The 23,052-nt window shown below is 61.0% G+C and carries 26 protein-coding genes; 14 read left to right on the forward strand and 12 right to left on the reverse strand.

Annotated features, from left to right (window positions below):
- Positions 1–89: 89 nt before the first annotated feature.
- From cyoD to cyoA, 4 genes are read right to left on the reverse strand one after another with little or no spacing between them, the layout of a single operon-like run.
- Entirely contained in the window at positions 90–470 is a 381-nt protein-coding gene (gene cyoD, locus NKK51_RS07420) for a cytochrome o ubiquinol oxidase subunit IV (RefSeq protein ID WP_352552047.1), read from the reverse strand.
- A complete protein-coding gene (gene cyoC / locus NKK51_RS07425; RefSeq protein ID WP_023812019.1) occupies positions 467–1,093 on the reverse strand; it encodes a cytochrome o ubiquinol oxidase subunit III in 627 nt (208 codons plus the stop codon). The genes cyoD and cyoC overlap by 4 nt, the downstream gene beginning before the upstream one ends.
- A 5-nt stretch (positions 1,094–1,098) precedes the next feature.
- Complete coding sequence (gene cyoB, locus NKK51_RS07430) at positions 1,099–3,111, reverse strand: cytochrome o ubiquinol oxidase subunit I (RefSeq protein WP_352552049.1); 2,013 nt, start codon at positions 3,109–3,111, stop codon at positions 1,099–1,101.
- 15 nt (positions 3,112–3,126) lie between these two features.
- Positions 3,127–4,296 carry a ubiquinol oxidase subunit II gene (cyoA, locus tag NKK51_RS07435; RefSeq protein WP_352552050.1) on the reverse strand — a complete coding sequence of 390 codons (1,170 nt, stop codon included), beginning with the start codon at positions 4,294–4,296 and terminating at the stop codon, positions 3,127–3,129.
- Positions 4,297–4,462: 166 nt separating this feature from the next.
- On the opposite strand from cyoA, the gene NKK51_RS07440 reads away from it, so the two are divergent.
- From NKK51_RS07440 to NKK51_RS07480, 9 genes are all read left to right on the forward strand, one after another.
- Positions 4,463–5,776: an MFS transporter gene (locus NKK51_RS07440; RefSeq protein WP_352552052.1), complete on the forward strand. Its 1,314-nt coding sequence runs from the start codon at positions 4,463–4,465 to the stop codon at positions 5,774–5,776.
- Positions 5,777–5,814: 38 nt separating this feature from the next.
- Positions 5,815–7,095, forward strand: a complete 1,281-nt coding sequence (locus tag NKK51_RS07445) for an ATP-binding protein (RefSeq protein WP_352552054.1) — start codon at positions 5,815–5,817, stop codon at positions 7,093–7,095.
- A complete protein-coding gene (locus NKK51_RS07450; RefSeq protein ID WP_023812014.1) occupies positions 7,085–7,618 on the forward strand; it encodes a response regulator transcription factor in 534 nt (177 codons plus the stop codon). The genes NKK51_RS07445 and NKK51_RS07450 overlap by 11 nt, the downstream gene beginning before the upstream one ends.
- A gap of 252 nt (positions 7,619–7,870) precedes the next feature.
- A complete protein-coding gene (locus tag NKK51_RS07455) occupies positions 7,871–8,386 on the forward strand; it encodes a sigma-70 family RNA polymerase sigma factor (RefSeq protein ID WP_352552056.1) in 516 nt (171 codons plus the stop codon).
- Positions 8,383–9,174 carry an anti-sigma factor family protein gene (locus NKK51_RS07460; protein WP_352552058.1) on the forward strand — a complete coding sequence of 264 codons (792 nt, stop codon included), beginning with the start codon at positions 8,383–8,385 and terminating at the stop codon, positions 9,172–9,174. Before NKK51_RS07455 ends, NKK51_RS07460 begins: the two co-directional genes overlap by 4 nt.
- A 23-nt stretch (positions 9,175–9,197) precedes the next feature.
- On the forward strand, positions 9,198–9,914 hold the full coding sequence (locus NKK51_RS07465) for a Bax inhibitor-1/YccA family protein (protein WP_023812012.1): 717 nt from the start codon (positions 9,198–9,200) through the stop codon (positions 9,912–9,914).
- A 175-nt stretch (positions 9,915–10,089) separates the two neighbouring features.
- Positions 10,090–10,962: an aldose 1-epimerase family protein gene (locus NKK51_RS07470; protein ID WP_352552059.1), complete on the forward strand. Its 873-nt coding sequence runs from the start codon at positions 10,090–10,092 to the stop codon at positions 10,960–10,962.
- A gap of 40 nt (positions 10,963–11,002) precedes the next feature.
- The gene (locus NKK51_RS07475) at positions 11,003–11,665 is read left to right on the forward strand and encodes a glutathione S-transferase family protein (RefSeq protein ID WP_352552061.1); all 663 of its coding nucleotides are present in this window, start codon (positions 11,003–11,005) and stop codon (positions 11,663–11,665) included.
- Positions 11,666–11,729: 64 nt separating this feature from the next.
- Entirely contained in the window at positions 11,730–12,386 is a 657-nt protein-coding gene (locus NKK51_RS07480) for an imm11 family protein (protein ID WP_352552062.1), read from the forward strand.
- 2 nt (positions 12,387–12,388) lie between these two features.
- Here the strand turns inward: NKK51_RS07480 and NKK51_RS07485 are convergent, their stop codons facing one another.
- A complete protein-coding gene (locus NKK51_RS07485; protein WP_352552064.1) occupies positions 12,389–13,300 on the reverse strand; it encodes an agmatinase in 912 nt (303 codons plus the stop codon).
- A 355-nt stretch (positions 13,301–13,655) separates the two neighbouring features.
- On the opposite strand from NKK51_RS07485, the gene NKK51_RS07490 reads away from it, so the two are divergent.
- Together NKK51_RS07490 and NKK51_RS07495 are read left to right on the forward strand one after the other, a co-directional pair.
- Positions 13,656–14,465 (forward strand): nucleotidyltransferase family protein, encoded by an 810-nt coding sequence (locus NKK51_RS07490; protein ID WP_023812007.1) that lies wholly within the window; start codon positions 13,656–13,658, stop codon positions 14,463–14,465.
- Positions 14,458–15,207 (forward strand): metallophosphoesterase family protein, encoded by a 750-nt coding sequence (locus NKK51_RS07495; RefSeq protein WP_023812006.1) that lies wholly within the window; start codon positions 14,458–14,460, stop codon positions 15,205–15,207. Before NKK51_RS07490 ends, NKK51_RS07495 begins: the two co-directional genes overlap by 8 nt.
- A 38-nt stretch (positions 15,208–15,245) precedes the next feature.
- Here the strand turns inward: NKK51_RS07495 and NKK51_RS07500 are convergent, their stop codons facing one another.
- The gene (locus NKK51_RS07500; RefSeq protein WP_023812005.1) at positions 15,246–15,431 is read right to left on the reverse strand and encodes a hypothetical protein; all 186 of its coding nucleotides are present in this window, start codon (positions 15,429–15,431) and stop codon (positions 15,246–15,248) included.
- A 453-nt stretch (positions 15,432–15,884) separates the two neighbouring features.
- Positions 15,885–16,280: a hypothetical protein gene (locus tag NKK51_RS07505; protein WP_352552066.1), complete on the reverse strand. Its 396-nt coding sequence runs from the start codon at positions 16,278–16,280 to the stop codon at positions 15,885–15,887.
- A 251-nt stretch (positions 16,281–16,531) separates the two neighbouring features.
- Between NKK51_RS07505 and NKK51_RS07510 the strand changes: the two genes are divergently transcribed.
- Both NKK51_RS07510 and NKK51_RS07515 read left to right on the forward strand, forming a co-directional pair.
- A complete protein-coding gene (locus tag NKK51_RS07510; protein WP_023812003.1) occupies positions 16,532–16,759 on the forward strand; it encodes a hypothetical protein in 228 nt (75 codons plus the stop codon).
- A 150-nt stretch (positions 16,760–16,909) separates the two neighbouring features.
- Positions 16,910–17,068, forward strand: coding sequence for a hypothetical protein (locus tag NKK51_RS07515; protein ID WP_023812002.1), 159 nt, complete (start codon positions 16,910–16,912; stop codon positions 17,066–17,068).
- A gap of 55 nt (positions 17,069–17,123) precedes the next feature.
- Here NKK51_RS07515 and NKK51_RS07520 read toward each other — a convergent pair whose 3' ends face one another.
- Positions 17,124–19,025, reverse strand: a complete 1,902-nt coding sequence (locus NKK51_RS07520; RefSeq protein WP_352552068.1) for a multicopper oxidase domain-containing protein — start codon at positions 19,023–19,025, stop codon at positions 17,124–17,126.
- Positions 19,026–19,216: 191 nt separating this feature from the next.
- Here NKK51_RS07520 and NKK51_RS07525 point away from each other — a divergent pair, with 191 nt between their 5' ends.
- On the forward strand, positions 19,217–19,645 hold the full coding sequence (locus NKK51_RS07525; protein WP_023812000.1) for a hypothetical protein: 429 nt from the start codon (positions 19,217–19,219) through the stop codon (positions 19,643–19,645).
- Positions 19,646–19,755: 110 nt separating this feature from the next.
- On the opposite strand, the gene NKK51_RS07530 is transcribed toward NKK51_RS07525, so the two are convergent.
- The 4 genes from NKK51_RS07530 to NKK51_RS07545 all read right to left on the reverse strand — a co-directional run bounded on the left by NKK51_RS07530 (position 19,756) and on the right by NKK51_RS07545 (position 22,815).
- Positions 19,756–19,914, reverse strand: coding sequence for a hypothetical protein (locus NKK51_RS07530; RefSeq protein ID WP_128304463.1), 159 nt, complete (start codon positions 19,912–19,914; stop codon positions 19,756–19,758).
- A gap of 84 nt (positions 19,915–19,998) precedes the next feature.
- On the reverse strand, positions 19,999–20,469 hold the full coding sequence (locus tag NKK51_RS07535; RefSeq protein WP_127268875.1) for a YbhB/YbcL family Raf kinase inhibitor-like protein: 471 nt from the start codon (positions 20,467–20,469) through the stop codon (positions 19,999–20,001).
- A 46-nt stretch (positions 20,470–20,515) separates the two neighbouring features.
- Positions 20,516–20,722 carry a hypothetical protein gene (locus NKK51_RS07540; protein WP_013531530.1) on the reverse strand — a complete coding sequence of 69 codons (207 nt, stop codon included), beginning with the start codon at positions 20,720–20,722 and terminating at the stop codon, positions 20,516–20,518.
- A 101-nt stretch (positions 20,723–20,823) separates the two neighbouring features.
- Positions 20,824–22,815 (reverse strand): protein-L-isoaspartate(D-aspartate) O-methyltransferase, encoded by a 1,992-nt coding sequence (locus tag NKK51_RS07545; RefSeq protein ID WP_352552070.1) that lies wholly within the window; start codon positions 22,813–22,815, stop codon positions 20,824–20,826.
- Positions 22,816–23,052 lie beyond the last annotated feature (237 nt).

The following is a 23,052-nucleotide window of genomic DNA, read 5'->3' on the forward strand; positions in this document are numbered from 1 at the left end:
GTCCATGGTGAACGCGTAACCCTTTGGCCGTCGCCTGTATTCGAATGCGGTGTCGTCCGTGCCTGTTCGTCCAAAGCCAGGTCCCTCTCTCAGGGTATCTGACTCATGTCATGGCCGGGCATCATGTTGACGTTCAGATGGTACATGACCCAGAGTGAGCCCGTCAGCGCGATCACCACCAGGATGAGGGTGAAGATCAGGGCCATCATGGTCCAGCCGTTCTCCGACCTGGTGTTCATATGCAGAAAGAACACCATGTGGACGATGATTTGCACGATGGCGAAGGCCATGATGGCAATCGCCGACGCCATCTGATTGCCGAGCGCGTTGGTCATGACCAGCCAGAAGGGAATGGCGGTCAGCACGACCGACAGGCCGAAGCCTGTCAGATAGCCGCGCAGCGAGCCGTGATCGACGCCGTGATGCGCGTGGCTCTGGTCGCTGGTGTCTGTGTGGTGGCCGGCGCTCATCGCAACATTCCCATCAGATAAACGAAAGTGAAGACGCCGATCCAGATGACGTCGAGGAAGTGCCAGAACATGCTCAGGCACATCAGGCGCCGCTGGTTCGCGGCGATCAGCCCGTGCCTGGAGACCTGCACCATCAGCACCACCAGCCAGATCAGGCCGAAGGTGACGTGCAGGCCGTGCGTTCCGACCAGCGTGAAGAACGACGACAGGAAGCCGCTGCGCTGCGGCGTCGCCCCCTCGTGGATGAAATGGGCGAATTCGTAGAGTTCGATGCTGAGAAAGGCGAGGCCGAACAGGCCAGTGATCACCAGCCACACCTGCATGGGTTTCACCCGTCCCTTCGCCATCTCCAGCATCGCGAAGCCGTAAGTGATGGAGGACAGGAGCAGCATGGTGGTGTTCAGCGCGACCAGCGGAAGATCGAACAGGTCCTTCGGCGCGGGTCCGGCCGCGTAATTGCCACCGAGCACGCCGTAGACCGCGAACAGCATCGCGAAGATGAGGCAGTCGCTCATCAGATAGATCCAGAAGCCGAGCATGGTGCTGCTGCCGCTCTCGGCATGGCCGTGGTCGTCTTCCAGGTGGAAGACCGTGTCGTCGATCACCGTGTCGGCGTGTGCCATGGTGCTTATCCCGCCTGGCTGGTGGCTGCGAGCAGGCGTGTCCGCTCGTCCTCGACGCGGGTGACGTCACTGGACGGAATGTGGAAGTCCCGGTCGTAGTTGAAAGTATGCGCGATGGCGTAGCCGATCAGGGCGACGAAGCTGACGATCGCCAGCCACCAAATGTACCAGATGAGCGCCATGGCAAGCACCACGCTCAACCCGGCCAGGACGAAGCCGGCTCCGGTGTTGCGCGGCATGTGGATGTCGCGGAAGCCCGTCAACGGACGCTGGTAGCCGCGATTCTTCATGTCCGTCCAGGCGTCGAGATCGTGGACGACCGGCGTGAAGGCGAAATTGTAGGCCGGCGGCGGCGAGGACGTCGCCCATTCGAGCGTACGCCCGTCCCACGGATCGCCGGTATCGTCGCGAAGCTGCTCGCGCCGGCGCACGCTGACGAAGATCTGGATGAGGAAGGACAGGATGCCAAGCAGGATCAGGAAGGCGCCGAAGGCGGCGATGATGAACCAGATCTGCAGCGAGGGATCCTCAAAGGTGCGCAGCCGGCGCGTTACGCCCATCAAGCCGAGGATGTAGAGCGGCATGAAGGCGAACCAGAAGCCGACCACCCAGAACCAGAACGACATCTTTCCCCAGAACGGATCAAGCCGGAATCCGAATGCCTTGGGGAACCAGTAGCTGATGCCGGCAAACAGGCCGAACAGCACGCCGCCGATGATGACGTTGTGGAAATGCGCGACCAGGAACAGGCTGTTGTGGAGCACGAAGTCGGCTGGCGGAACCGCGAGCAGCACGCCGGTCATGCCGCCGACCACGAAGGTCAGCATGAAGGCGACCGTCCACATCATCGGCAGTTCGAAGCGGATGCGGCCGCGGTACATGGTGAACAGCCAGTTGAATATCTTGGCGCCTGTCGGGATCGAAATGATCATCGTTGTGATGCCGAAGAACGAGTTGACGCTCGCTCCCGATCCCATGGTGAAGAAGTGATGCAGCCAGACCAGGTAGGACAGGATGGTGATGACGATGGTTGCATAGACCATCGATGTGTAGCCGAAGAGCCGCTTGCCGCAGAAGGCCGAGGTCACTTCGGAGAATATGCCGAAGGCCGGCAGGATCAGGATGTAGACCTCGGGGTGGCCCCAGATCCAGATCAGGTTCACGTACATCATCGGATTGCCGCCGAAGTCGTTCGTGAAGAAGTTGGTGCCGACATAGCGGTCGAGAGCCAGCAGGGCCAGCACCGCCGTCAGCACCGGGAAGGCGGCGACGATGAGCACATTGGTGCAGAGCGCGGTCCAGGTGAAGATCGGCATTCTCATCATGGTCATGCCTGGCGCGCGCATCTTGACGATGGTGCAGACCAGGTTCACGCCCGACAGCAGCGTGCCGACGCCCGCCACTTGCAGGGCCCAGATATAATAATCGACACCGACATCGGGACTGTAGCCGATACCCGACAGCGGCGGATAGGCAAGCCAGCCGGTGCGGGCGAATTCGCCGACGAACAGCGACATCATGACGATGACCGCGCCGCCGACCGTCATCCAGAAGCTGAAATTGTTGAGGAACGGAAACGACACGTCGCGCGCGCCGATCTGCAGCGGGACGACGAAATTCATCAGGCCCGTCACCAGCGGCATCGCCACGAAGAAGATCATGATCACGCCGTGCGCGGTGAAGATCTGGTCGTAGTGATGCGAATTGAGATAGCCTTCCGAACCGCCGAAGGCCATCGCCTGCTGGAGCCGCATCATGATGGCGTCGCTGAAGCCGCGCAGCAGCATGACGATGCCGAGCACCATGTACATCACACCGATGCGCTTGTGGTCGACGCTGGTGAACCATTCGCGCCACAGATAGCCCCAGAGCTTGAAATAGGTCAGTGCGCCGACGAGTGCCACGCCGCCCAGCGCGACGACTATGAAGGTCGCGACCACGATGGGTTCGTGCAGCGGCAGCGACTCGAGCGTAAGCCGGCCGAAGATCGCCTTGGGAAAAGCAGGATTGTCGAACATGTCTTGCGTGGCGCCTCAGGAGTTGAAGGGCGACCGAAGCGTGCCGGTTACGGAAGGTGACGGCAGTCGGATCGACAGGGGCAGTGGCCGTTGCAGACCAGCGCCGACTATCGGCGTCGAGGTCATCGGCGTGACGGATTGATCGGCCTTCGAAGCCGCTAGTGCTTCTTCGGTCGTGCATATGCTGGCGACATAGGACGGGGCAGGGCCGAATATCGTGCCGCGCCGGGCGAACTTGTCGTACAGCAGCGGAAGGGTGTTGCGGATGCCGGCCATTCCCAGACCGCCCTTGGCATCGATCTGCGACATCTCGCTCATGCACATCTTGCCGGGCTCGACGCACATGTTGAGGATCGCCTTGTAGAGATCGGCATCCACCGCCGCATAGTGGCGCACGGGTTGGTTCTCGCTGGGCTGTTCGAGCTCCAGATAGCCGTTTCGGTCGAGCTTGCCGCCGCCGTCCTTTGCCTTCGCGATCCATGCCTGGAAACCGGCATCGTCTAGGCCGTGGAACGCGAAGCGCATTCCCGAGAAGCCGGCGCCGCTGTAGTTGGCGGAGAACCCTTCATAGTCGCCGGACTTGTTTATGACGGCGTGCAGCCTGGTTTCCATACCCGGCATTGCATAGATCTGGCCGGCCAGTGCTGGAATGTAGAAGGAGTTCATCACCGATGCGGAGGTGATGCGAAAGCTGATCGGCCGGTCGACCGGCGCAGCCAGTTCGTTGACCATGGCGACGCCGTACTGCGGATAGATGAACAGCCATTTCCAGTCGAGCGCGACGACTTCGACCTCAAGCGGGCGCACGTCCGGCGGCAGCGGCTTGCCGGCCGCTACACGTCCGATCGGACGATAGGGGTCGAGCAGATGGGTGCCCATCCAGGTCACTGCGCCCAAGCAGATTATGATCAGAAGCGGCACAGCCCAAATGACGAGTTCGAGGTGGGTCGAGTGGTCCCAATCCGGCTCGTAGCGCGCCTCGCGGTTGGACTGGCGGTATCGCCAGGCAAAGAATATGGTGAGAGCCATCACCGGTATGATGACGATCAGCATCAGTGCCGTGGACACTATCAGCAGGTCGCGCTGCTGCGCGGCGACGTCGCCGGCAGGGTTCATGACGACCATGCTGCAGGAGCCGAGCGATGCCAGCAGGGGCAGCAGGAAAAGGGTACGAAGACGGCTCAATGTATGACCTGTCGGTTGTTCCCCCCAGTGCTAGCCGTACTGCGGCAATGAAGGCATTGGACAATTTGTCCAATGCCGCAATGACGCGGCAGGCGTCATCAAAGCACCTGGCCCGCGCACATGGCAAGCGATCGCATGAGACCGCGGCGGGGCGACGGAGAATGCTGTGAGCCCAACTTCGAAAATCGAAGCCGACGCAAGACGGATCAACGCGCGGCATCATGAGGTGAAGCCCGCCGAAATCGCCGTCGGCGTCATCATCGGCAGGACGTCGGAATTCTTCGACTTCTTCGTCTACGCGATCGCTTCCGTCATCGTTTTTCCGAAGCTCGTATTTCCTTATGCCGACCCGTTGACCGGCACGCTCTACTCCTTCGCCATCTTCGCGCTTGCCTTCATCGCGCGGCCGATCGGCACGGCGATCTTCACCGCGCTCGACCGCGCCTACGGACGCAGCGCCAAGCTCACCATCGCGCTGTTCCTGCTGGGGACCTCGACCGTGTCGATCGCCTTCGTGCCCGGTTACGACCAGATCGGCCAGGCTTCGGCCTGGCTGCTGGCCATGTTCCGGATCGGTCAGGGACTGGCGCTGGGCGGGACATGGGACGGACTTGCCTCGCTGCTGGCGTTGAATGCGCCCGAAAAGCGCCGCGGCTGGTATGCGATGATCCCGCAGCTGGGCGCGCCACTCGGGCTCATCGTTGCCAGCGCCCTGTTTGCATATTTCGTCGGCAACCTGTCGGCCGAAGACTTCTTCAGCTGGGGCTGGCGCTACCCGTTCTTCGTCGCCTTCGCCATCAATGTCGTCGCCCTGTTCGCACGGCTGCGCATCGTGGTGACGCCGGAATACACCAAACTGTTCGAAGGCCAGGAACTGGAGCCGACTTCCGTCCGCGAGACGTTGCGCGCCGAAGGGCGCACTGTCGTGCTCGGCGCCTTCGCGCCGCTGGCGAGTTTCGCCCTGTTCCACATGGTGACTGTGTTTCCTCTGTCCTGGATTTTCCTGTTCACGCGCGAGGGACCGGCTCGGTTCCTGGTCATCGAGACGATCGGAGCCTTCTTCGGCCTGGCGGCAATCGCGATCTCGGGCTTCGTCGCCGACCGAGTTGGGCGCTGGCCCTTGCTCGGAGGCTCGGCGGTGGCCATCGCCGTTTTCAGCGGTTTCGCGCCACAGCTGCTCGATGGCGGCTTCGTCGGAGAGTCCGTCTTCATGGTCTTGGGCTTCGTCCTGCTCGGCCTGTCGTTCGGCCAGTCTTCAGGAGCACTCGCCTCGAATTTTTCAAAGACCTACCGCTATACAGGTGCTGCGCTGACCTCGGACCTCGCCTGGCTGTTCGGGGCGGGCTTCGCCCCCATAGTCGCCCTGTTCCTGTCCGCCCATTTCGGGCTGATCTCGTCAGGCGCCTATCTGTTGTCGGGAGCACTATGCACCTTGCTTGCGCTGAGGCTCAACCAGCGCCTGGATCGGACGCCCGCTTGAGTGACCTGCTTGGCCAGGGCTGGGGACCTCCCGGCCCAATGACTCTGCACGACAAGACCAACAAACAGAATTTTCTGCTTCTGATTCAACTGCGCTGGATCGCGGTCGGTGGTCAGATCGTGACGATCCTGTTCGTCCGCTACGTGCTCGGCATCGGATTGCCACTGGTCCCGATGGCGGTGGTGATCCTGCTGCTGATCGGTCTCAATGTCGCCAGCCTGCGCCGGCACAGCAGCCAGGACGCGATCACCAACACCGAGCTGTTTCTTGGGCTGCTGCTCGACGTCACCGCGTTGACGGTCCAGCTTTACCTGAGTGGCGGCGCGTCCAATCCCTTCATTTCGCTTTACCTGCTCCAGGTCATCCTGGGCGCGGTGCTGCTGGAGACATGGTCGGTCTGGGCCCTTGTCCTCATTGCAAGCACGTGCTTCATCGCGCTGACCACCTTCTACCGTGAGATCAGCCTGCCCGCCGCACACGGTGCCGGGCTGTTCAGCCTGCACATCCAAGGCATGTTCATCTGTTTCGTCCTGGCGGCAACGCTTCTGGTGCTGTTCATCACCAGGGTCCAGAACAACATTCGCACCCGCGACGCCCATCTTGCGGATTTGCGCCAGCAGTCGGCGGAGGAGGCTCACATCGTCAGGATGGGCCTGCTCGCCTCCGGCGCCGCGCATGAGCTCGGCACGCCGCTGGCCACGCTTTCCGTCATCCTCAACGACTGGCAGCGCATGCCGGCTCTCGAGGCCGATCCGGATCTGGCGCAGGAAATCCGGGAGATGCAGGGCCAGTTGGACCGTTGCAAGAAGATCGTTTCGGGAATCCTGATGTCGTCGGGCGAATTGCGCGGCGAAGGCACGGTTCGCACCTCCGTCGACACCTTCCTGGCGGAGCTGGTGGCCGAATGGAAATCGACACGGCTGCCGCAAGGTTTCGAATACACCAGGCGTTTCGGCGCCAACCAGGAGATCGTCTCCGATCCTGCGCTCAAACAGGTGATGTTCAATGTACTGGACAACGCACTTGAAGCGTCGCCTCTATGGGTCGGGTTGATCGTCAGCCGCCACGCTGACGATCTTATCGTCGAAGTTGTCGACGCGGGACCGGGATTTGAAGAAGCCATGCTTGCTGAATTCGGCAAGCCCTATACGTCGACCAAAAACCGGCCAGGTAGCGGGCTCGGCCTGTTTCTGGTCGTCAATGTCATCCGCAAGCTGGGGGGTAGCGTCACCGTAAGAAATAGAACCGAGGGGGGAGCTTCGGTTACGTTGCATCTGCCGCTGGCTGCTCTGTCTCCGCGAGGGCACAATGCCGACTAAACGCACGCTGTTGATCGTCGAGGACGACATCGCCTTTGCCAACGCACTGCGCCGGTCTTTCGAACGGCGTGACTACGAAACGCATAGCTGCCGGAGCGTCGACGGCGTGCATGCGCTGATCGGCACCGTTGCCTTCCAATATGCCGTCGTCGATCTCAAGCTTGCCAGCGGCTCGGGCCTGGAATGCGTCAGGGCGCTGCACGAGCACGATCCTGAAATGCGGATCGTCGTGTTGACCGGCTTTGCAAGCATCGCCACCGCTGTCGAGGCGATCAAGCTCGGCGCCTGCCAGTATCTTGCCAAGCCCGCCAACACCGACGACATTGAAGCCGCTTTCGGCCAGGTCGAGGGCAATGCTTCGGTGCCGCTCGCCGAGCGACCAACCTCGATAAAGAACCTCGAATGGGAGCGCATCCACGAAATGCTGGTGGAGGCCGACTTCAACATTTCCGAAACAGCACGACGGCTGGGCATGCACCGCCGGACGCTGGCGAGGAAGCTGGAGAAGAGGCGTGTGAAGTAGGCACGATCTACTGCATTCCAGTCGCCACATTGGGCCCACTGCCGCCATGCCTGCCGTCGATGCACAGATGGAAATCACCCGCACAACGATTCCGGGAGCTTGTATTTCTCGGCTTCATCATGCGGTTCCAGGAATAGCCGCTCGATGCTGCGAGGCGCAGGGTAGAGGCGAACGATGCCCTCAAAGGGAAAAAATTGGCAGGGCAGGGATTAAAATCCCCACATGCTCCGTAAACAGGACATGAAATCGTCGATGCCACGCTTTGACATCATAGGACAGCTCGGTTCGCTGCGTCGCTATGCGCGCTCGCTGACGCGCGACAGCACCGACGCCGAGGATCTTGTCCATGACGCGCTGGTGCGCGCCTATGAGCGGCGCAGCACGTTCCGCTCCGGCGGAAACCTGCGCGCGTGGCTGCTGTCGATCGTCCACAACACCTTCATCGACAAGATGCGGTCCCGCAAGTCCGAAGCGTCGCGCGTCGAACAGGCTGGATACCTGGCCGACGGCAGCACGCCGGCACCACAGGAACATTCGGTGCGCCTGGCGCAGGTGCGCGAGGCTTTTTTCAGCCTGCCGGAAGAACAGCGTTCAGCGCTGCACCTCGTCGCCATCGAAGGCCTCTCCTATCAACAGGCCGCCGATGCCAGCGGCGTGCCGCTCGGCACGCTGATGTCACGCATCGGCAGGGCGCGCTCCGCACTGCGCGAGATGGAGGAGCCGGCGAAGGCAAAAAACCATCTCAGGATCGTTGGAGGCCCGTCATGACCGCAACTGTCGATCCCGTGACCGATATCGACCTCGACGCCTATGTCGACGATCAGGTCGACGTCACCCGCCGCATCGAGGTCGAAGCATTCTTGTCCGCTCGCCCGGAGGCGGCGGCGCGCGTGATGTCGGATCTCAGGACCCGCGATGAACTGCGCGTGGCGCTTGCCGGTTCCGCAGGTTTGGCCGGCTCCAAGGGCATGGCGCGGCCCGCGACCGCCGATGCCGCGCGGCGGCTGGAGAGGGGGCTTGCCCGCGGCCGGCTCTTCGGCGTGTTGCAGCGCGCGGCGGCGGTCGCCGGCTTCGTCGCCGCCGGCTGGCTGGCAAACGGCATCATCGGGCCGATCTCGGTGACCAAGGTCGTCGCCTCGCCGCAGCCGCCCGCCTATGTCGACGAGGCGGTGCAGGCCCACAGGACGACGCTGGTGCGCGAGGGCATGCCGTCGCAGCCGGAAGCGCCCAATTACAACGCCGGCGAAATCCGCGCCGCCACTGCCATCGTCATGCCGTCGCTGCCGACGGATTGGAGGGTGCGCGACGTGCAGATCTATCCGTCGCGCTTTGGGCCGAGCGTCGAAATGGCGGTCGAGACGAAAGACATGGGGCTGGTGTCGCTGTTTGCGATCCGGCCCGGAACCTTCGACGTCGTCAAGCCGACGATAGCGCCCTCGGGCGACATTTCGTCGGCCTATTTCCAGATCGGCGATGTCGCCTATGCGGTGGTCGGACGAAGCGAGGTTCACGACCTCGACCGCGCCGCCGAGACGCTTGCCAAGACGCTTTACTGATCGATCCACAAAGGAGAACGCAAATGAACACCCCCAATCTGGGATATCGCGTCGGCGCCGGCGCGCAAACCGGAGCCATCTTCGACGAGGGCCTGCGCCAGCATATGCTGCGCGTCTACAACTACATGGGCGTCGGCCTTGTGGTCACCGGCCTCGTCGCCTTCATGATCTCATCGACGCCGGCGCTCTACGTGCCGATCTTCTCCAGCCCGCTGAAATGGGTGGTGATGCTGGCGCCGCTCGCCTTCGTCATGTTGTTCTCGTTCAAAATGCAGACCATGTCGGCGGCGAGTGCCCAGGCGATGTTCTGGGCCTTCTGCGCGGTCATGGGCCTGTCGCTCGCCTCCGTGTTCCTGGTCTTCACCGGAACCAGCATCGCGCGCACCTTCTTCATCGCCGCCACCATGTTCGGCGCCACCAGTCTCTACGGCTACACGACAAAGCGCGACCTGACCCAGTTCTCGTCGTTCCTGATCATGGGCCTGATCGGCGTTGTGATCGCCAGCATCGTCAACATCTTCCTCGGCTCGACCGCGCTGCAGTTCGCCATCTCGGTGATCGGCATCGCCGTGTTCATCGGCCTGACCGCCTGGGATACGCAGACGATCAAAGAACAGTATGCCGAGAATTTCGACGCGGAATCGCGCCAGAAACTTGCCGTCTTCGGCGCCTTCTCGCTCTATCTGAACTTCATCAACATCTTCCAGCTGCTGCTGAATTTTACCGGCGAACGCGAATAACGACTATTCGCTGTGGGCAAGAGCGAGGGTTATTGCTCTTGATGCGGAGAGGTGGCCGGAGGGAGATCCTCCGGCCACAATTCGTTCCTGCAGAACCAGGCTACACCTTGAGTCCCCAAGAGCTTTTGCTAGTCTGCCGACCGCGCCGGCCTTCAACAACGACCCGCGAGGAAATGTGGCACAGGACAGCCAAACGCTTCATGGCGACGGCATCTCGGCGACCATCGTCGCGCAGGGTGCCGAACTGATTTCGCTGCAAGACGCGCACGGATTTGAATTCCTGTGGCAGGCGGGGCCAGAATGGCGGCGGCACTCGCCGGTGCTGTTCCCGATCGTGGGGCGGCTGGCGGGCGATCATCTGCGCCATCGCGGCCGGACCTATCCAATGACGCAGCACGGGTTTGGGCGCGACAAGCCGTTTGCCTGGACGCAGAAGGGGGCGAGATCCTGCACGCTGGTGCTCACTGACGACGCCGACACCTGGGCGCGCTATCCGTTCGCCTTTCGGCTTGAAGTGACCTATACGCTGGTCCGCCAGCAGCTTGATGTGACTTTCGACATCACCAACACCGGTGATGAGCTCCTGCCGGCATCGATCGGGGCGCACCCGGCATTCAATTGGCCCTTGCAGCCGGATTTGGCCAAGGCGGATTACCGGCTGATCTTTGCCGATGATGAGCCGGCGCCGATCCGCCGTCTTAAGGACGGACTGCTGCTGAAAACGCCACAGCCGACGCCTGTCGAAGGCAACATACTCCCGCTCTCTGAGCGGTTGTTCGACGAGGACGCGGTGATCATGGACCAGATCGCCAGCTCCAGCGTGCGTTATGCCGCTGAGCGTGGCCCGGCTCTGGAGATGTCCTGGCAAGGGGTTCGGGAGTTGGGCGTCTGGTCAAAGCCGGGCGGCGCGCCATTCCTTTGCATCGAACCTTGGCACGGCCTTGCAAGCCCGGTGGATTTCGATGGTGATTTTGTCGACAAACCAGGCCTGATGCTGGTCGCGCCGGGGGCAAAGCGCGTGATGAGCTATCAGACACGGCTGCTATGACGTTCCTGATCGGCAGATCCAGTCACGCCGGGAGTGCCCTATGAAGCTGTATTTCAGCCGCAATCCCAACCCTCGATTGGCGGTCGCGGCGGCACTCCATCTCGACGCGAAAGTCGAATTTGAATTCGCCTCGCCCTTCGCTCCGGGGCAGGCGGAGAAATATCGGCCGTTAAATCCCAATCTCTCACTGCCCATCCTTGTGGATGATGAGGGAAAGAGCCTCTGGGAGGCAGACGCCATAGCCTGCAGGCTCTCGCGCGACGCGCATTCGGATTTCTGGCGCACCGGCGATGACGAACCCGAGATGATCCGTTGGCTCAGCTGGGGCAAGGAGCACTTCGCACTCGCTTGCGACACGGTGCATTTCGAACGTGGGACCAAACAGCGGTACGGCATCGGCCCGATCGATCAGAAGCGGGTGGAGGAGGGCCTAAACCAATTCCATACGGCCGCGGCAATACTCGACGCCGTGCTTGCCGAGCGGCAGTGGCTGGTCGGGAATTCGATCTCCTATGCCGATTTTCGAATGGCGACCTTTCTGCCGTTCAACGATGCCGCCAGATTGCCGCTCGACGATTATTCCTCTGTCAGCCGCTGGTACCGTCGGCTTGAAGACATCGACGCCTGGCGTGACCCTTTCAAGGGGATGGATGCACCCGAATTGCCGCCGGTGCCGCAAACGGCTGTCGCGGACCAGCGGTGAGAACGCGCGCGAAGAGCCGCGCAGCAGGCCGAGTCTACCAAGGCAATGATGTGCGGGGGATCGGATGAATATCTATGTCCTGAGTGTGGTCGAAGGACAGGAATGGGTCCTTCCTCGACAGGCGGACGACTACCAGCTGTTTTCGACGCTCTGCGGCCGGAAGCAGACACAATGGCATCCGCCCGGGATGGAGATCCTGCGCGAACACGACGACGGTACGTTCCGGCAATATTCAGATTTTCCATGGCTTGGCGAGCATGTGCTCATCCTGCGGGCGAGGGCGTTGAAGTTGCTTCGGCCAACCCTCGAACCGTACGGTGAATTCCTGCCGCTTCGTGCTGACGAGCCAATATCGCTCTGCAATGTCACCACCGTGATCGATGCGCTGGACGAGGAACGTTCAAAGATCGTTCGCTTTGACGATGGCGGCATAATGGTGATCGAAAGCCTCGTCCTTCGAGCGGACGCAATCGGCGGTACCGAGATATTCAAGCTGCCCGAGCGTGCGGACGGGGTGCGAATATCCGATATCTATCTGCAGGAGACGATCGTACGCCGGATCGGGGAGCTTGGGCTCAAGGGCATTGCTTTCAACTTGGTATGGAGCGACGAGCCGGTCGGACAAGGCAGGATCGAATACCCAGGTGTGGAAAAGGGCATTTCAACCGCAAGCTCGCTCACGCGCTTTTGGGCAGGTCTGCGGCGGAGAGCAGGATTTTGACGTCAAACCTGCCGGACGACGGTGCCGACCACATTGACGAGAAGGCGCGCGGCGGTCAGCGCTGACAGGTCGTCAATGTCAGCCGGAGGATAGAACTCGACAAGGTCGAACCCTGCGATCCGGGCCCGTCTGCCGAGGCCGGCGATCAGGTCGATCACCTCCATGTAGGTGAGGCCGCCGGGTGTACGCGCCGCCACGCCCGGCATGATGCTTGGATCAAGGCTGTCGCAGTCGAGGGTGACGACAACCCGCGCGCCTTCCGGAATATGCCGGAGCGCGGCTTCGACGCCCTGAGCGTGAACCTCGCGGGCGGTCACGAAGCGACTGCCATAGCGCCGTGCCGCTTCGATCTCGGTGATGCGTGCGCTGCCAACGCTGCGCAGGCCGACTTGCACCATGCCTGCGACATGCGGCATCTCGCTCGCCCTGCGCATCGGGCTCGAATAGCCGTAGCGTTCGCCATGCACCTCGTCGCGCCAGTCGATATGGGCGTCGATCTGCAGGACCCAGACCGGCCCGTGCTCCGCAAAGCCGGCGAGGAAGGGAATGGTCATGGAACAGTCGCCGCCGATCAGGATCGGCACGGCCGGCAATACCAGGATTTCGCGCGTTTTTGCCTCGATCCTGACCCTGTTGCCGGCATTGTCATGCATGGTGGTCAAGATATCGCCGACGTCGATGCAAGAGGCCGGCTTGCCGTCGAACAGCGGGCCGCCGAGATCGAAATCCCAGTGCTCGACGAGCGCGGCATCGTCCTGGCTCGCAGTTCGGATGGCATCCGCCGCCAAGGCATGGCCGCGGCTGTCCTTGCCGGGATAAGTGCTGCCGTGACCGGCTCCGAAGATCACTGCGCGGGGCATGTGGCCATCTGTCAGGCGATCGGGAAAGCCGAGAAAGGGAGGCGAGGGTGTCATGGCTTGATGGATCCTGATGATGGCTTAGCGCACGCCAATCGGTTGCGTCTAAGTCAAGCGCCTTTGTGGGCCGATTGGGTAAGCCCAATAAACTCTAAAACAATCGAGATCGATCACCCACCTGGTGTTTCAAATTTGGGCCAATGGGACATTGGCGGTGGCATGGGCCGATCTCGAGGCGACATTGCGCTGCCGACGAGGACGTTGGCGGTTTGGATCGGCAGGCGCGATCCCGAAATTTCCAGTGCGTGACGAGAATGAACCTTGGCTGGTCGCCTGGTAGCGGAACCAGGCGAGGTTCACGTTGTTACCACAGCGGGCGACTACCGGTTGCCGGATTCGGAGTCATCGTTTCATGACCAATGGTCCATTGCCTGAAAACGTTCTGGTCTCGCTTCCCAAGATCGATGCAAAAGCGGCGCCGACGCTCAAAAATGCCGAGGCGGAGGTATTTTACACGGAAGCAATCCGCGAGCTTACCGCCACCGACATACCCTTTCTGGTCGCCGGGACTTACGCGGTAAGCGCTTATACGGGTGTCACCCGCCAGACCAAGGACCTCGATATTTTCTGCAAGGCAGGCGATTACGCGCGGATCCTCGCCCATTTCAAGCAGCTTGGATATGCCGTCGAAATCGAGGATGACCGGTGGCTCGGCAAGGTGTTCAAGGGCACGCATTTCTTCGACGTCATATTCGGCTCGGCCAACGGCACGGTGCCTGTTGGCGACCTGTGGCTGGAACACGCCCGCCAAACAGAGCTGTTGGGCAGCAGGGTGCGGATCATCGGCCCGACCGAACTCATCTGGTCCAAATGCTTTATCCAGGACAGAGGGCGACACGATGGCGCCGATATCGCTCATACGATTCTCAAGGCGGGCGATCAGATCGATTGGCACCGGCTGCTTTCTTATCTGGAGGTTCATTGGGAGGTTCTGTTGATGCAGCTTATCAATTTCAGATGGATCTATCCGAGCGAGCGCGATCATATCCCGGCGTGGCTGCTCGATGAATTGCTCGACCGCCTCGCCAAGCAACGGCAGTTGCCGTCTCCAAGGATGAAGATCTGCCGTGGGCGGCTGCTTTCGCAAACCGATTACGAAATCGACGTCAAGGAATGGGGCTTCGCCGGCGTCGGTGGTGTGGGAGAATTCCGTGATGGCTGATCCCGTCAAGAGCAGCGGGCCCAAGGACGGCGCACGCGCGCTCAAAGTTGCCGCGGTCGGGGATCTCCATGTGCGGGAAGATGCGCAAACCTCGTATCGAAACCTCTTCGGCGAGATTTCGAGCGAAGCGGACATTCTCGTTCTCACGGGAGATCTGACCAATCTCGGCAAGCCTCGTGAAGCGGAGATGCTGGCCGAGGATCTGCGCAACTGCTCGATCCCGGTCGTGGCGGTGCTCGGCAATCATGATTACGAGTCTGGTGCGGTGGAAGACGTCACGAACATCCTGCGCCAGGCGCATGTTCATCTCCTCGACGGGCAGGCAGTCGAAATCGAAGAGGTGGGTTTTGTCGGCGTGAAGGGATTCATAGGCGGCTTCGGGTCACGCATGCTCGGCTCATTCGGTGAACCGGCCATCAAGACGATGGTCGCCGAAAGCGTGAACGAGGCAATGCGACTTGAAAACGCGATGCGCCAGGTGCGGGCGAAGCGCACGCTGGTGATCCTCCACTATGCGCCGATTGCCGACACAGTCGCGGGAGAACCGCCGGAGATATTTCCATTTTTGGGCTCTTCACGCCTGGCGGAGACGATCGATCGATTCCAGGTTAGTGCTGTCGTGCACGGTCATGCACATCGCGGTTCTTACGAAGGTCAAACGCCTGGCGGAGCCAAGGTCTACAACGTCGCCATGCATGTGACCAAGCCAAGCGGCCGCCCCTACGCCTTGCTCGAAATCTGACGCCAGCGGCATGCGCCGTGGTGCCCATTGGCCTGAACTCAATTGGTGGCGTTGATCGACTTCGCCAACTCTTCCAGCTTCCGGGGATCGTTGCCGTGACGGCGCACCAGTTCGCGAGCCTGCCTGGACGGCAAATCGGTCGTGGCCGCCAGTTGTCGCACCTGCTGATCGTCGATGGCGACCTGCGGCAATGTATGGTCGATATTTCCTTGCTTGTCCTTCATCGCGCTTCTCCTTGATCCCTGTCGATGACAACGGCTCGAAAATCCGACCGGTTCCGAACGATCTGCAAACTTTTGGGCCGGCACCTGGGCGGACCAACATGCGCGTGCCGTGAGGGCGTAACGATCTCGATGGCTGGATTCTGCCAGGAACCATGCCACGGCGCACGAGTTGTTCCGACTGAACGGAGATAGTTAGATGCCACAGCCAAGACAGCCAGACCCAAATCGCGATGTGCCCGTGCCGCCTCCAACATGGAAGCCCCAGCCGATCGAGGAACCCGAACCGGAAAGGCTCCCGGACGAGACCCCGCTGCCCAATCCCGACGAGAATGAAGAGCCTCCCGTCCACGCATAGACGAAGGGGAGCTTCTTTATCGCGGGGCAGGTGCGCAACCTCGAGACAGAAAGCCCATCGCCTGCAGATCGGCAAAGTTGAATGGTTGCTTCGGCGCCTCAAGTCGTCGTCTGTATGATCAGGGTCAGCGTGCCATCGCCATCTATGTTTGCAGCGACAACCTGCGAGGAATTGAGCCCATTCGCCCTCAAAGCCGATGTCGCCTGAGGCGAAGCATCGACTGAGTTTTGCAGGCGAAGCAAATCTTCGGCGCTGGTTTGATTGATCACGGCATCCGCCTGCGCCTTGATTTCGGCAGGCAAATCCTCGACGGCGATAATGGCAACGCCGGTGAAATTCAAATCAGCAGAGCCTGGATCTGGCAGCGCCAGCTCCGGTTGCACTTCGCCCTGCGGTGGCGTCACCTGGGGAGGCTGCGGTCCAACAGTTTGGGCGTAGACGGGCTGAATGATGACCGCCCCGGAAAGTGCGAGAGCTATCGTCAACATGCGCATGGTCGCTCCTTGCATCCTCGAGGAGATTTTGAAGAAACCCCCATGCTGAGCGATGGTTCCCGCGGGGCTGGTCCCGCCGGGCGATTTCGTCCCAACTCACCCCAGAGAGACGCCGAAAACCTTGGCCAGGGCGTCCGTCACACGGCTGTCTCCCAACCGGTTGGGCGGTTTCGTACGGAATCGTACCATCGATTGATCTGCACCTTGGACAGGATCAAAATCAAGCAGAGGTGACCATGGGAGGGAGCCGCATGAGCATCGCCAGATGGGCAATAAGACCTGTCGGTACCGCCAAGGCGTTTCTGGCAGAGGAGCTTCGAAGTGCGCGATACGGCGACATTGTTTCGGTCAAAGCGGCGATAGAGGCCGCTCGCAGGGACGCGCCTTATTTGCAGGACACAGACGATGAGTTGATGGAGACGATCGTCGAGCTGGCACGGGAACTGGGGCTGGCCGTCCTTTTTGACTCTCGCGATTGACCGATGAGCCATGGCTGGAGGACTCACCGGCGGTTGAAGCGATTTGGTACGAAATCGACAATTGGCTCATGGCCGAAAATGCGCAATCATTGGGAAATGGGACGACGGTTGGACGACAAACTCGATTGCAAGGCTTGTGGGACTATCCAAATGGACATTCCCGACAACGCGGAGGAATCGACGCCAATTCATTGCAGCAATTGCGGCGCCTTTCTCGGCGAGTGGGGCGAATTGCAGGACGATTTCTACCGTCAGGCTCGCGGTACCGAAGCATTCGACTTGCGCAACGGAACCATTATCAAGAAGTAGCGCGCAACAACGCGGCCTCCGAATAACATCGGTAAATCCACAGGGGTTGGCAGATCTAGCCGACGTCGATGACGACCATCAACCCGCCGCCGCCCTTCTCCTCGACATTGTTGTTCGTCGTGTGATGCGGGATGTGGCAGTGAATGAGCCACTTGCCGGGACGCAGCGCCTTCCACACGACGTCATAGCGCTGTCCCGGTCCGACATTGATGGTATCGGCCAGGAAGCGTGCCGAGGGAGAAAGCGTCTCACCGTCACGGGCGACGATCTCGAAGGGTCCGCCATGGATATGCATTGGATGGACGAAGCCGTTGTTGGTGCCGATGAAACGCACCTTCAGCGTCTCGCCCACCTTCATAGGAATGGTGTCGGTTGCGGGATAGGCCTTACCGTTGATGGTGAAGAAGTTCGGCATGCCGCCTTCCATTGGCATTGAGGGGTAGGTCAGCCCATCACGCACCAGCCATTCCTGAAGTTCGATGACATAGTCGTGGTCAGCCGGAACCTCGTCGGCAGGATTGGCGGGATCGATGATCAGCGCCCCATAAAGCCCCAGCGCCTGGGTGCGGTCCGGCTTGGTATGCGGATGATAGAAATAGGTCCCGTGCTGGGTCGCGGTGAATGCATAGGAATAGGATTGTCCAGGTTCGATCGGCGGCTGGGTGATCTCGGCAGGCCCATCCATCTGGTTCGGCAGAATCATGCCGTGCCAATGCACCGTGGTTTCTTCGGGCAGGTCGTTGGTGACGTCGATGCGAACCTTATCGCCCTGGCGAATGTGGATGCGCGGACCGGGAATCTGGCCATTGTAGGCATAGGCGTCGACCGCGACGTTGGGCAGGATCTGCCAGCGGACCACCGATGGTCTGAGCTCGAACACCTTGACGCCGTTCTCCAGGCGGAATGGCAGTTCCTGGTCGCCCTTGGCGGCAAGAGCATAGGACGAGGTAACGCGACGCGGATCGGTTGCAGCCATGTCACGCATGGCCTCCGCCGGCGTGTCGCGACCCATGATCATGCCTTGCGGCATGATCGCGCCGCCGACGTCACGCGCCGAAAGCGTCAGGTTCAGCCAGTTGGCCGGCGCGGCCATGCCGATCGCCAGCGCCAACACCGACACAATACCGAGGGCCGCAATCTGCGGCGTGGTAGCGTCCGTCTCCATCTGGTGGCCGCTGCGTTTGGACTTATGGGAGGTGTTGCGGCTTCGTCGGCCGTCGCCGGCGTTGGGGTGATGCATAGCATGCTGTTGGTGGGCGGTCGGCTCTCCACTGCTCGTTTCGTTCGCCTGCGGGCGCTGCGTCATCAATCCGTGCTTCAGCCCGCGCGCGACCAGCCAGACATTGGCCGGATAGGCGAGCGTGAAGCCAGCGATGACGCCGATCGACATCACGCCCCAGAACAAAAGCTCGTTCGGCTCCATGGCGCGCATGTCGCGCCCCATCATCAGAAAGCTCATGACGGGTGCCATGCCGGCCATCATGAAATTCATCGAGATGAACTCGGGCAGGAAGCTCTTGCGCACGTTCTCCCAGTAGGTGCCGCCCATCATCGATTTCATGAACAGCGATTGGAAGATGAACAGGCCGAAGGCAAAGCCCGCCAGATATTCGACGATGAGGTCGAGCCACATCGGCAAGCCAAGCGTTGCCGTGATGACTGCGGCGAGAATGATGCCGGTCGCATCGCCGGCAACGCAGTGGATGGTCGAACCGACCCCCTGTTTCCACAGCGGCCTGGTAAAGTCTTCATGCTCGCCCGGCCGTGGCTCCTTGTCTGCAAGCACATAAAGCAGCAGCCCCAATGGACCCATATAGAGGGTCACCAGGATGAAACCCCATTTCATCACCACCGGTTCGGGATTGTTGCGGTATTGATCGAAGCCGACATAAAGCGTCGAGGCGGCGGCAAGAGCGAACCAGACGGCAAGGAAATAGTCGATTGGCTGGATGAACATGGATGCATCCCGTCGCGGATCAGTGGCTTGTCACAAGCAGCCCCGTCGATGAACGCAGCCGGCGTGTTTATGATCCCGCCGGCCCAATCCGGTTGTGTCGAATTCTCCAGCCTGGCGCTCTTGTCGAAGCATTAACGCGCGGTAATTCCCTTGAAGGCGTGGGCGCTTCGCTGCCTCAACAGGAGCTGGCCATGAAACATCAAACACTCGACCAACTGCATGCCGTCGCCAAGATTGAATCGTCGGCTGCCTATTCCGCAATGACACGAAATCAGCGCGTAGAGCGCTGGGCTGAACTGCTGGAGCGTAATCCCGAGCGATGCCTTGGGGCCTTTGCAGGCACTGAACATTTGCACCCTGAAGCACGTGCGATGATGCGGGGCGAGGGTACGGCAATTTCGGTTGCCTTCGAAGATCCAGTGCTGCGCGCATCGGGTTTGAAAGACGACACATATGGTGAGGCAAAGCGCTTTTTCGAGTTGAACGACTGGCAGTTGCACGACATCGTCTGCGATTGCCACGTCGGCTCAACCATGAAAGCGCGCTGGGCTGCGACGCGGGTCCGCTCAGCCATCAGCGGCAGGTTCTTTGCGTGGTTGCGGCAAAGGATAATGCGCTGACCGTAGTTGGGGATCGTCGTCGCTTCGGTGCGGCATACGATCCCCTGTCTTGCCGATTGGATGTCTTGCCGATTGGATGTCTTGCCAATCGGAGGTCTCGCCGATGCGGATCAACGCTTGTCCTGGTATAGCCGGTCGGTCGCTCGGTCGCTCTCCCTTCGTTCGGCGGGTCCACGCCGACGGCGTGCGATAACGGCATAGGCCATCAGCACGATCAGCAGCAATGGGCCGCCGGCAACGACGACCAACCACATGATATCTCCAAACATGGCGCCATCTCCTTTCCCAGACAACCGGCGAGGAGGAGAACCGTTCCGCGCAGCAGGCCACCTCGGTCGCCCCTGGTCATTAACTTACGAATTGCGCTCGTAGGTTCCGATGAGTTCAGCCTGCTCAAGCGAATGTTTCTGCGCCTCCCGCCAGATGCGCTCGATGCCCACGCTGGCTGGAATGGCAAGGCTCGGGGTGTCGAGCGCGGCCAGCCGGAAATGGTAATGGTGAACGCCATGTCCGACCGGCGGCTCAGGGCCGTCGTAATAGGCGTTGCCAAAATCGTTCGTTGCTTGCCTGAGGGCGCCCGGACCCGGCTTGCCGCTTTCGGCCTCGGGAAGTTCCCTTGTGTCCGGGGAGATGTTGAACACCGCCCAATGACCAAACGTTCCGCTCGGCGCGTCAGGATCCTGAACGACGAGAACAAGGCTCTTTGCTTCATCTGGCACTCCAGACCATTTCAGCGGCGGCGATACGTTTTTGCCGTCTCGTGTGTATCTTTCGGGAATTTGTCCGCCTTCGGCAAAGGCGGCACTGCTAAGGGCAAGTGGCATGGTTCACTCCTTCCGGCGAAGTTGATCCCAGCGACGCGCAGGGCAGCTATTTGTTAGTCCGCATCTTTTGTCTTGGATCGATCCCGCCAGCGGCGGTCGTGTCGTTTTCGACGTCACCTTCGACCGTGTTCTCGCCCTCAAGCTCGAACTCTTCGCCTTCCTTGATCGTTCCCTTGGAAGTCCCGATACCAGGATTGTTCGCCAAGTCGGCATCGCTCGGTTTTTTCCATTTCGGATGTTTGGTTCCGGTCATGAGAAAACTCCTTCGACGGGGATTGCAGTTTTGAAATCGCAGAGCGGATAATTCGTTCCGGTTCCACGCCTCGGCTTCTTCATTGGTTCGCAGCGCGCCGGCTAAAGCCCGAATGGATAGGTGTCGGGAACGCCGGTTCTTGCATGCTCCGGGCCAAGCGGCGTCACTGCCGCGGTTTTGTCGAACCATACGAACGCGTCGAACTGCCGGGGCAGGGAAGCGTCCGCATAGTGGCTGCCCAGCTCGGTTTCCGGCCGGTAGATCACGCCGATAAATCGCTCCAGCCTTCGTTCCAGCAACCGCTCACGCAGCGTTGTGTCGCGCCCGAGGTCGAGCAGGAACCGCGACACAAGGGAATCGTGGCAAAGCCGTTCGTAGCTGTCGGCGTGTGACGCGCGAATTTGCTTCACCTCCATTTTGCCATCCCAGTTGCTGGCGGCCGCTACAGTGCCGGAATGCGTGCCCATACCGATCAGCGCTGCCTCATCCCCGAAACGCTGCCGGCAGAGTTGGCCGATGTTCAGTTCGTCCCTGACGACGCCCATCTCGGTAAAGCGGGCATCGCCGATATGGGAATTGTGCGCCCACACCACGGCCTTGGCTTTGGGGCCGCCGGCATGCAGCAAATGTTCCAACGTTTCGAACATGTGCGTGTCGCGCAGGTTCCAGGACTCCGCGCCGCCATAGTACATGATCCGGTAATAGTGTTCGGCGGACGCGATCAGCCGGGCATTCTGACTGGCATCGAGAAAGTCGGTGCCGTCCCTTTTTGCATATTCGAGCTGTTTGGCGAGCAAGTCCCGGCATTGTTCCAGCACCGCTTTTTCGCATTTTTGATAGCCGGCGGTGAGCACCGCGCGGCCGTAGGTGGACGGTTCGTGTTGCCAGGGCGTCAGGCAGCCATAGCGTTCGCGCGCGATCTTGGCTGCCTGGGGATCGACCCGGTCGAGATAGTCGAGGACCGCGCCGATGGAACCGCTCATATTGTAGATGTCGAGGCCGTAGAACCCTGCTTGCTCCGAAGGCTCTAGCTTCTCGTTGTGACGGCGCATCCAGTCGGTGAAGGCCGCGACATCGGTGTTGCGCCACATCCACGTCGGAAATCGCTGGAATGGCGCACCAGTGCCGGTTCGCGGCCGACGATGGCGAACGTAGCGGTCGATCGCCGCCGCGTCGGGCCAGTCCGCCTCGACCGCGACGATGGTGAAGCCGTGGCGTTCGATGAGCCTGCGGGTGATTGCCGCGCGCGCCCTGTAGAATTCGGACGTGCCATGGCTTGCCTCGCCAAGCAGAACAATGCGCCGGTCGGCGAACCGATCGAACAATGCGCCGAAGGCCGGATCGTCGAAATCGGGCAGGGGTTCGGCCGCGGCCGCGATCATATCAGGCAGGCTGATCGGATGGGGATGTCGAAGCGGACGACCGACGTCGGTGACCGTGCCGTTTTCCGACCAACCCTGCTCGCCGATCAGAGGGACGAAGCGCACACCGCCGAAATCCTCCTCGCTATAGGTTGCGGCGCCTGTCCGGGTGACTTTGAGCAGACGTTGCAAATCCGGGTCGTCGCCGACCGGAATGACGAGCCTGCCGCCGACATCGAGTTGCTCCTGAAGGGCGAGCGGTGCGCCGGGACCGCTGGCTGTCACCACGATGGCATCGAACGGCGCCGCCTGCGGCCAGCCCTTGGTGCCATCGCCTGTCCGAACCTCGATGTTTTGGTAGCCGAGTTTTTCAAACCGCCCCTTCGCGGTTTCGGCCAAACCGGGATGACGCTCTATCGTGTAGACCTGTTCGACGATCCGGCTCATCACCGCGGCCGCGTACCCCGAGCCGGTGCCAATTTCGAGCACATGGTCACCCGGTTTGACATCCGCCATCTCGATCATGAACGCGACGATGTAGGGTTGCGATATGGTCTGGCCGTCGGCGATCGGCAGCGGCGTGTCTTCATAAGCAAATTCCTCGAAGCCGGGTTCGACGAAGGCCTCGCGTGGAACTTCGCGCATAGCCTGCAGAATCTCACGGTCATGGATGCCGCGCCGGCCGACATGGATTTTGACCATTCGATCACGGGCACGAGGAAGATCGAGCATCTTTTAGCTCCCCTTTGGTGCAACGCTTCGAGGCGATCCTTCGCGGTACCTGCCTTGAGCCTGCCTTCGCGATTCCAGTTTCTAACCGCCAGAAGACTTCAAGGTTCCCGACTATCTGCGGACAGAGCCGTGTGCCCGCCGGGATAGCGTCCGGGCTCTTGGCTGCGCGGGTCGCGACGCCGCCCCGGACGGCGGCAGTCGGGGGTTGCTCAAGCGCAAAAATGCCCCAGTTATCAC

It is taken from the genome of Mesorhizobium sp. M0011, from assembly GCF_040324155.1.
In the GTDB taxonomy this organism is placed as follows: Bacteria; Pseudomonadota; Alphaproteobacteria; order Rhizobiales; family Rhizobiaceae; genus Mesorhizobium.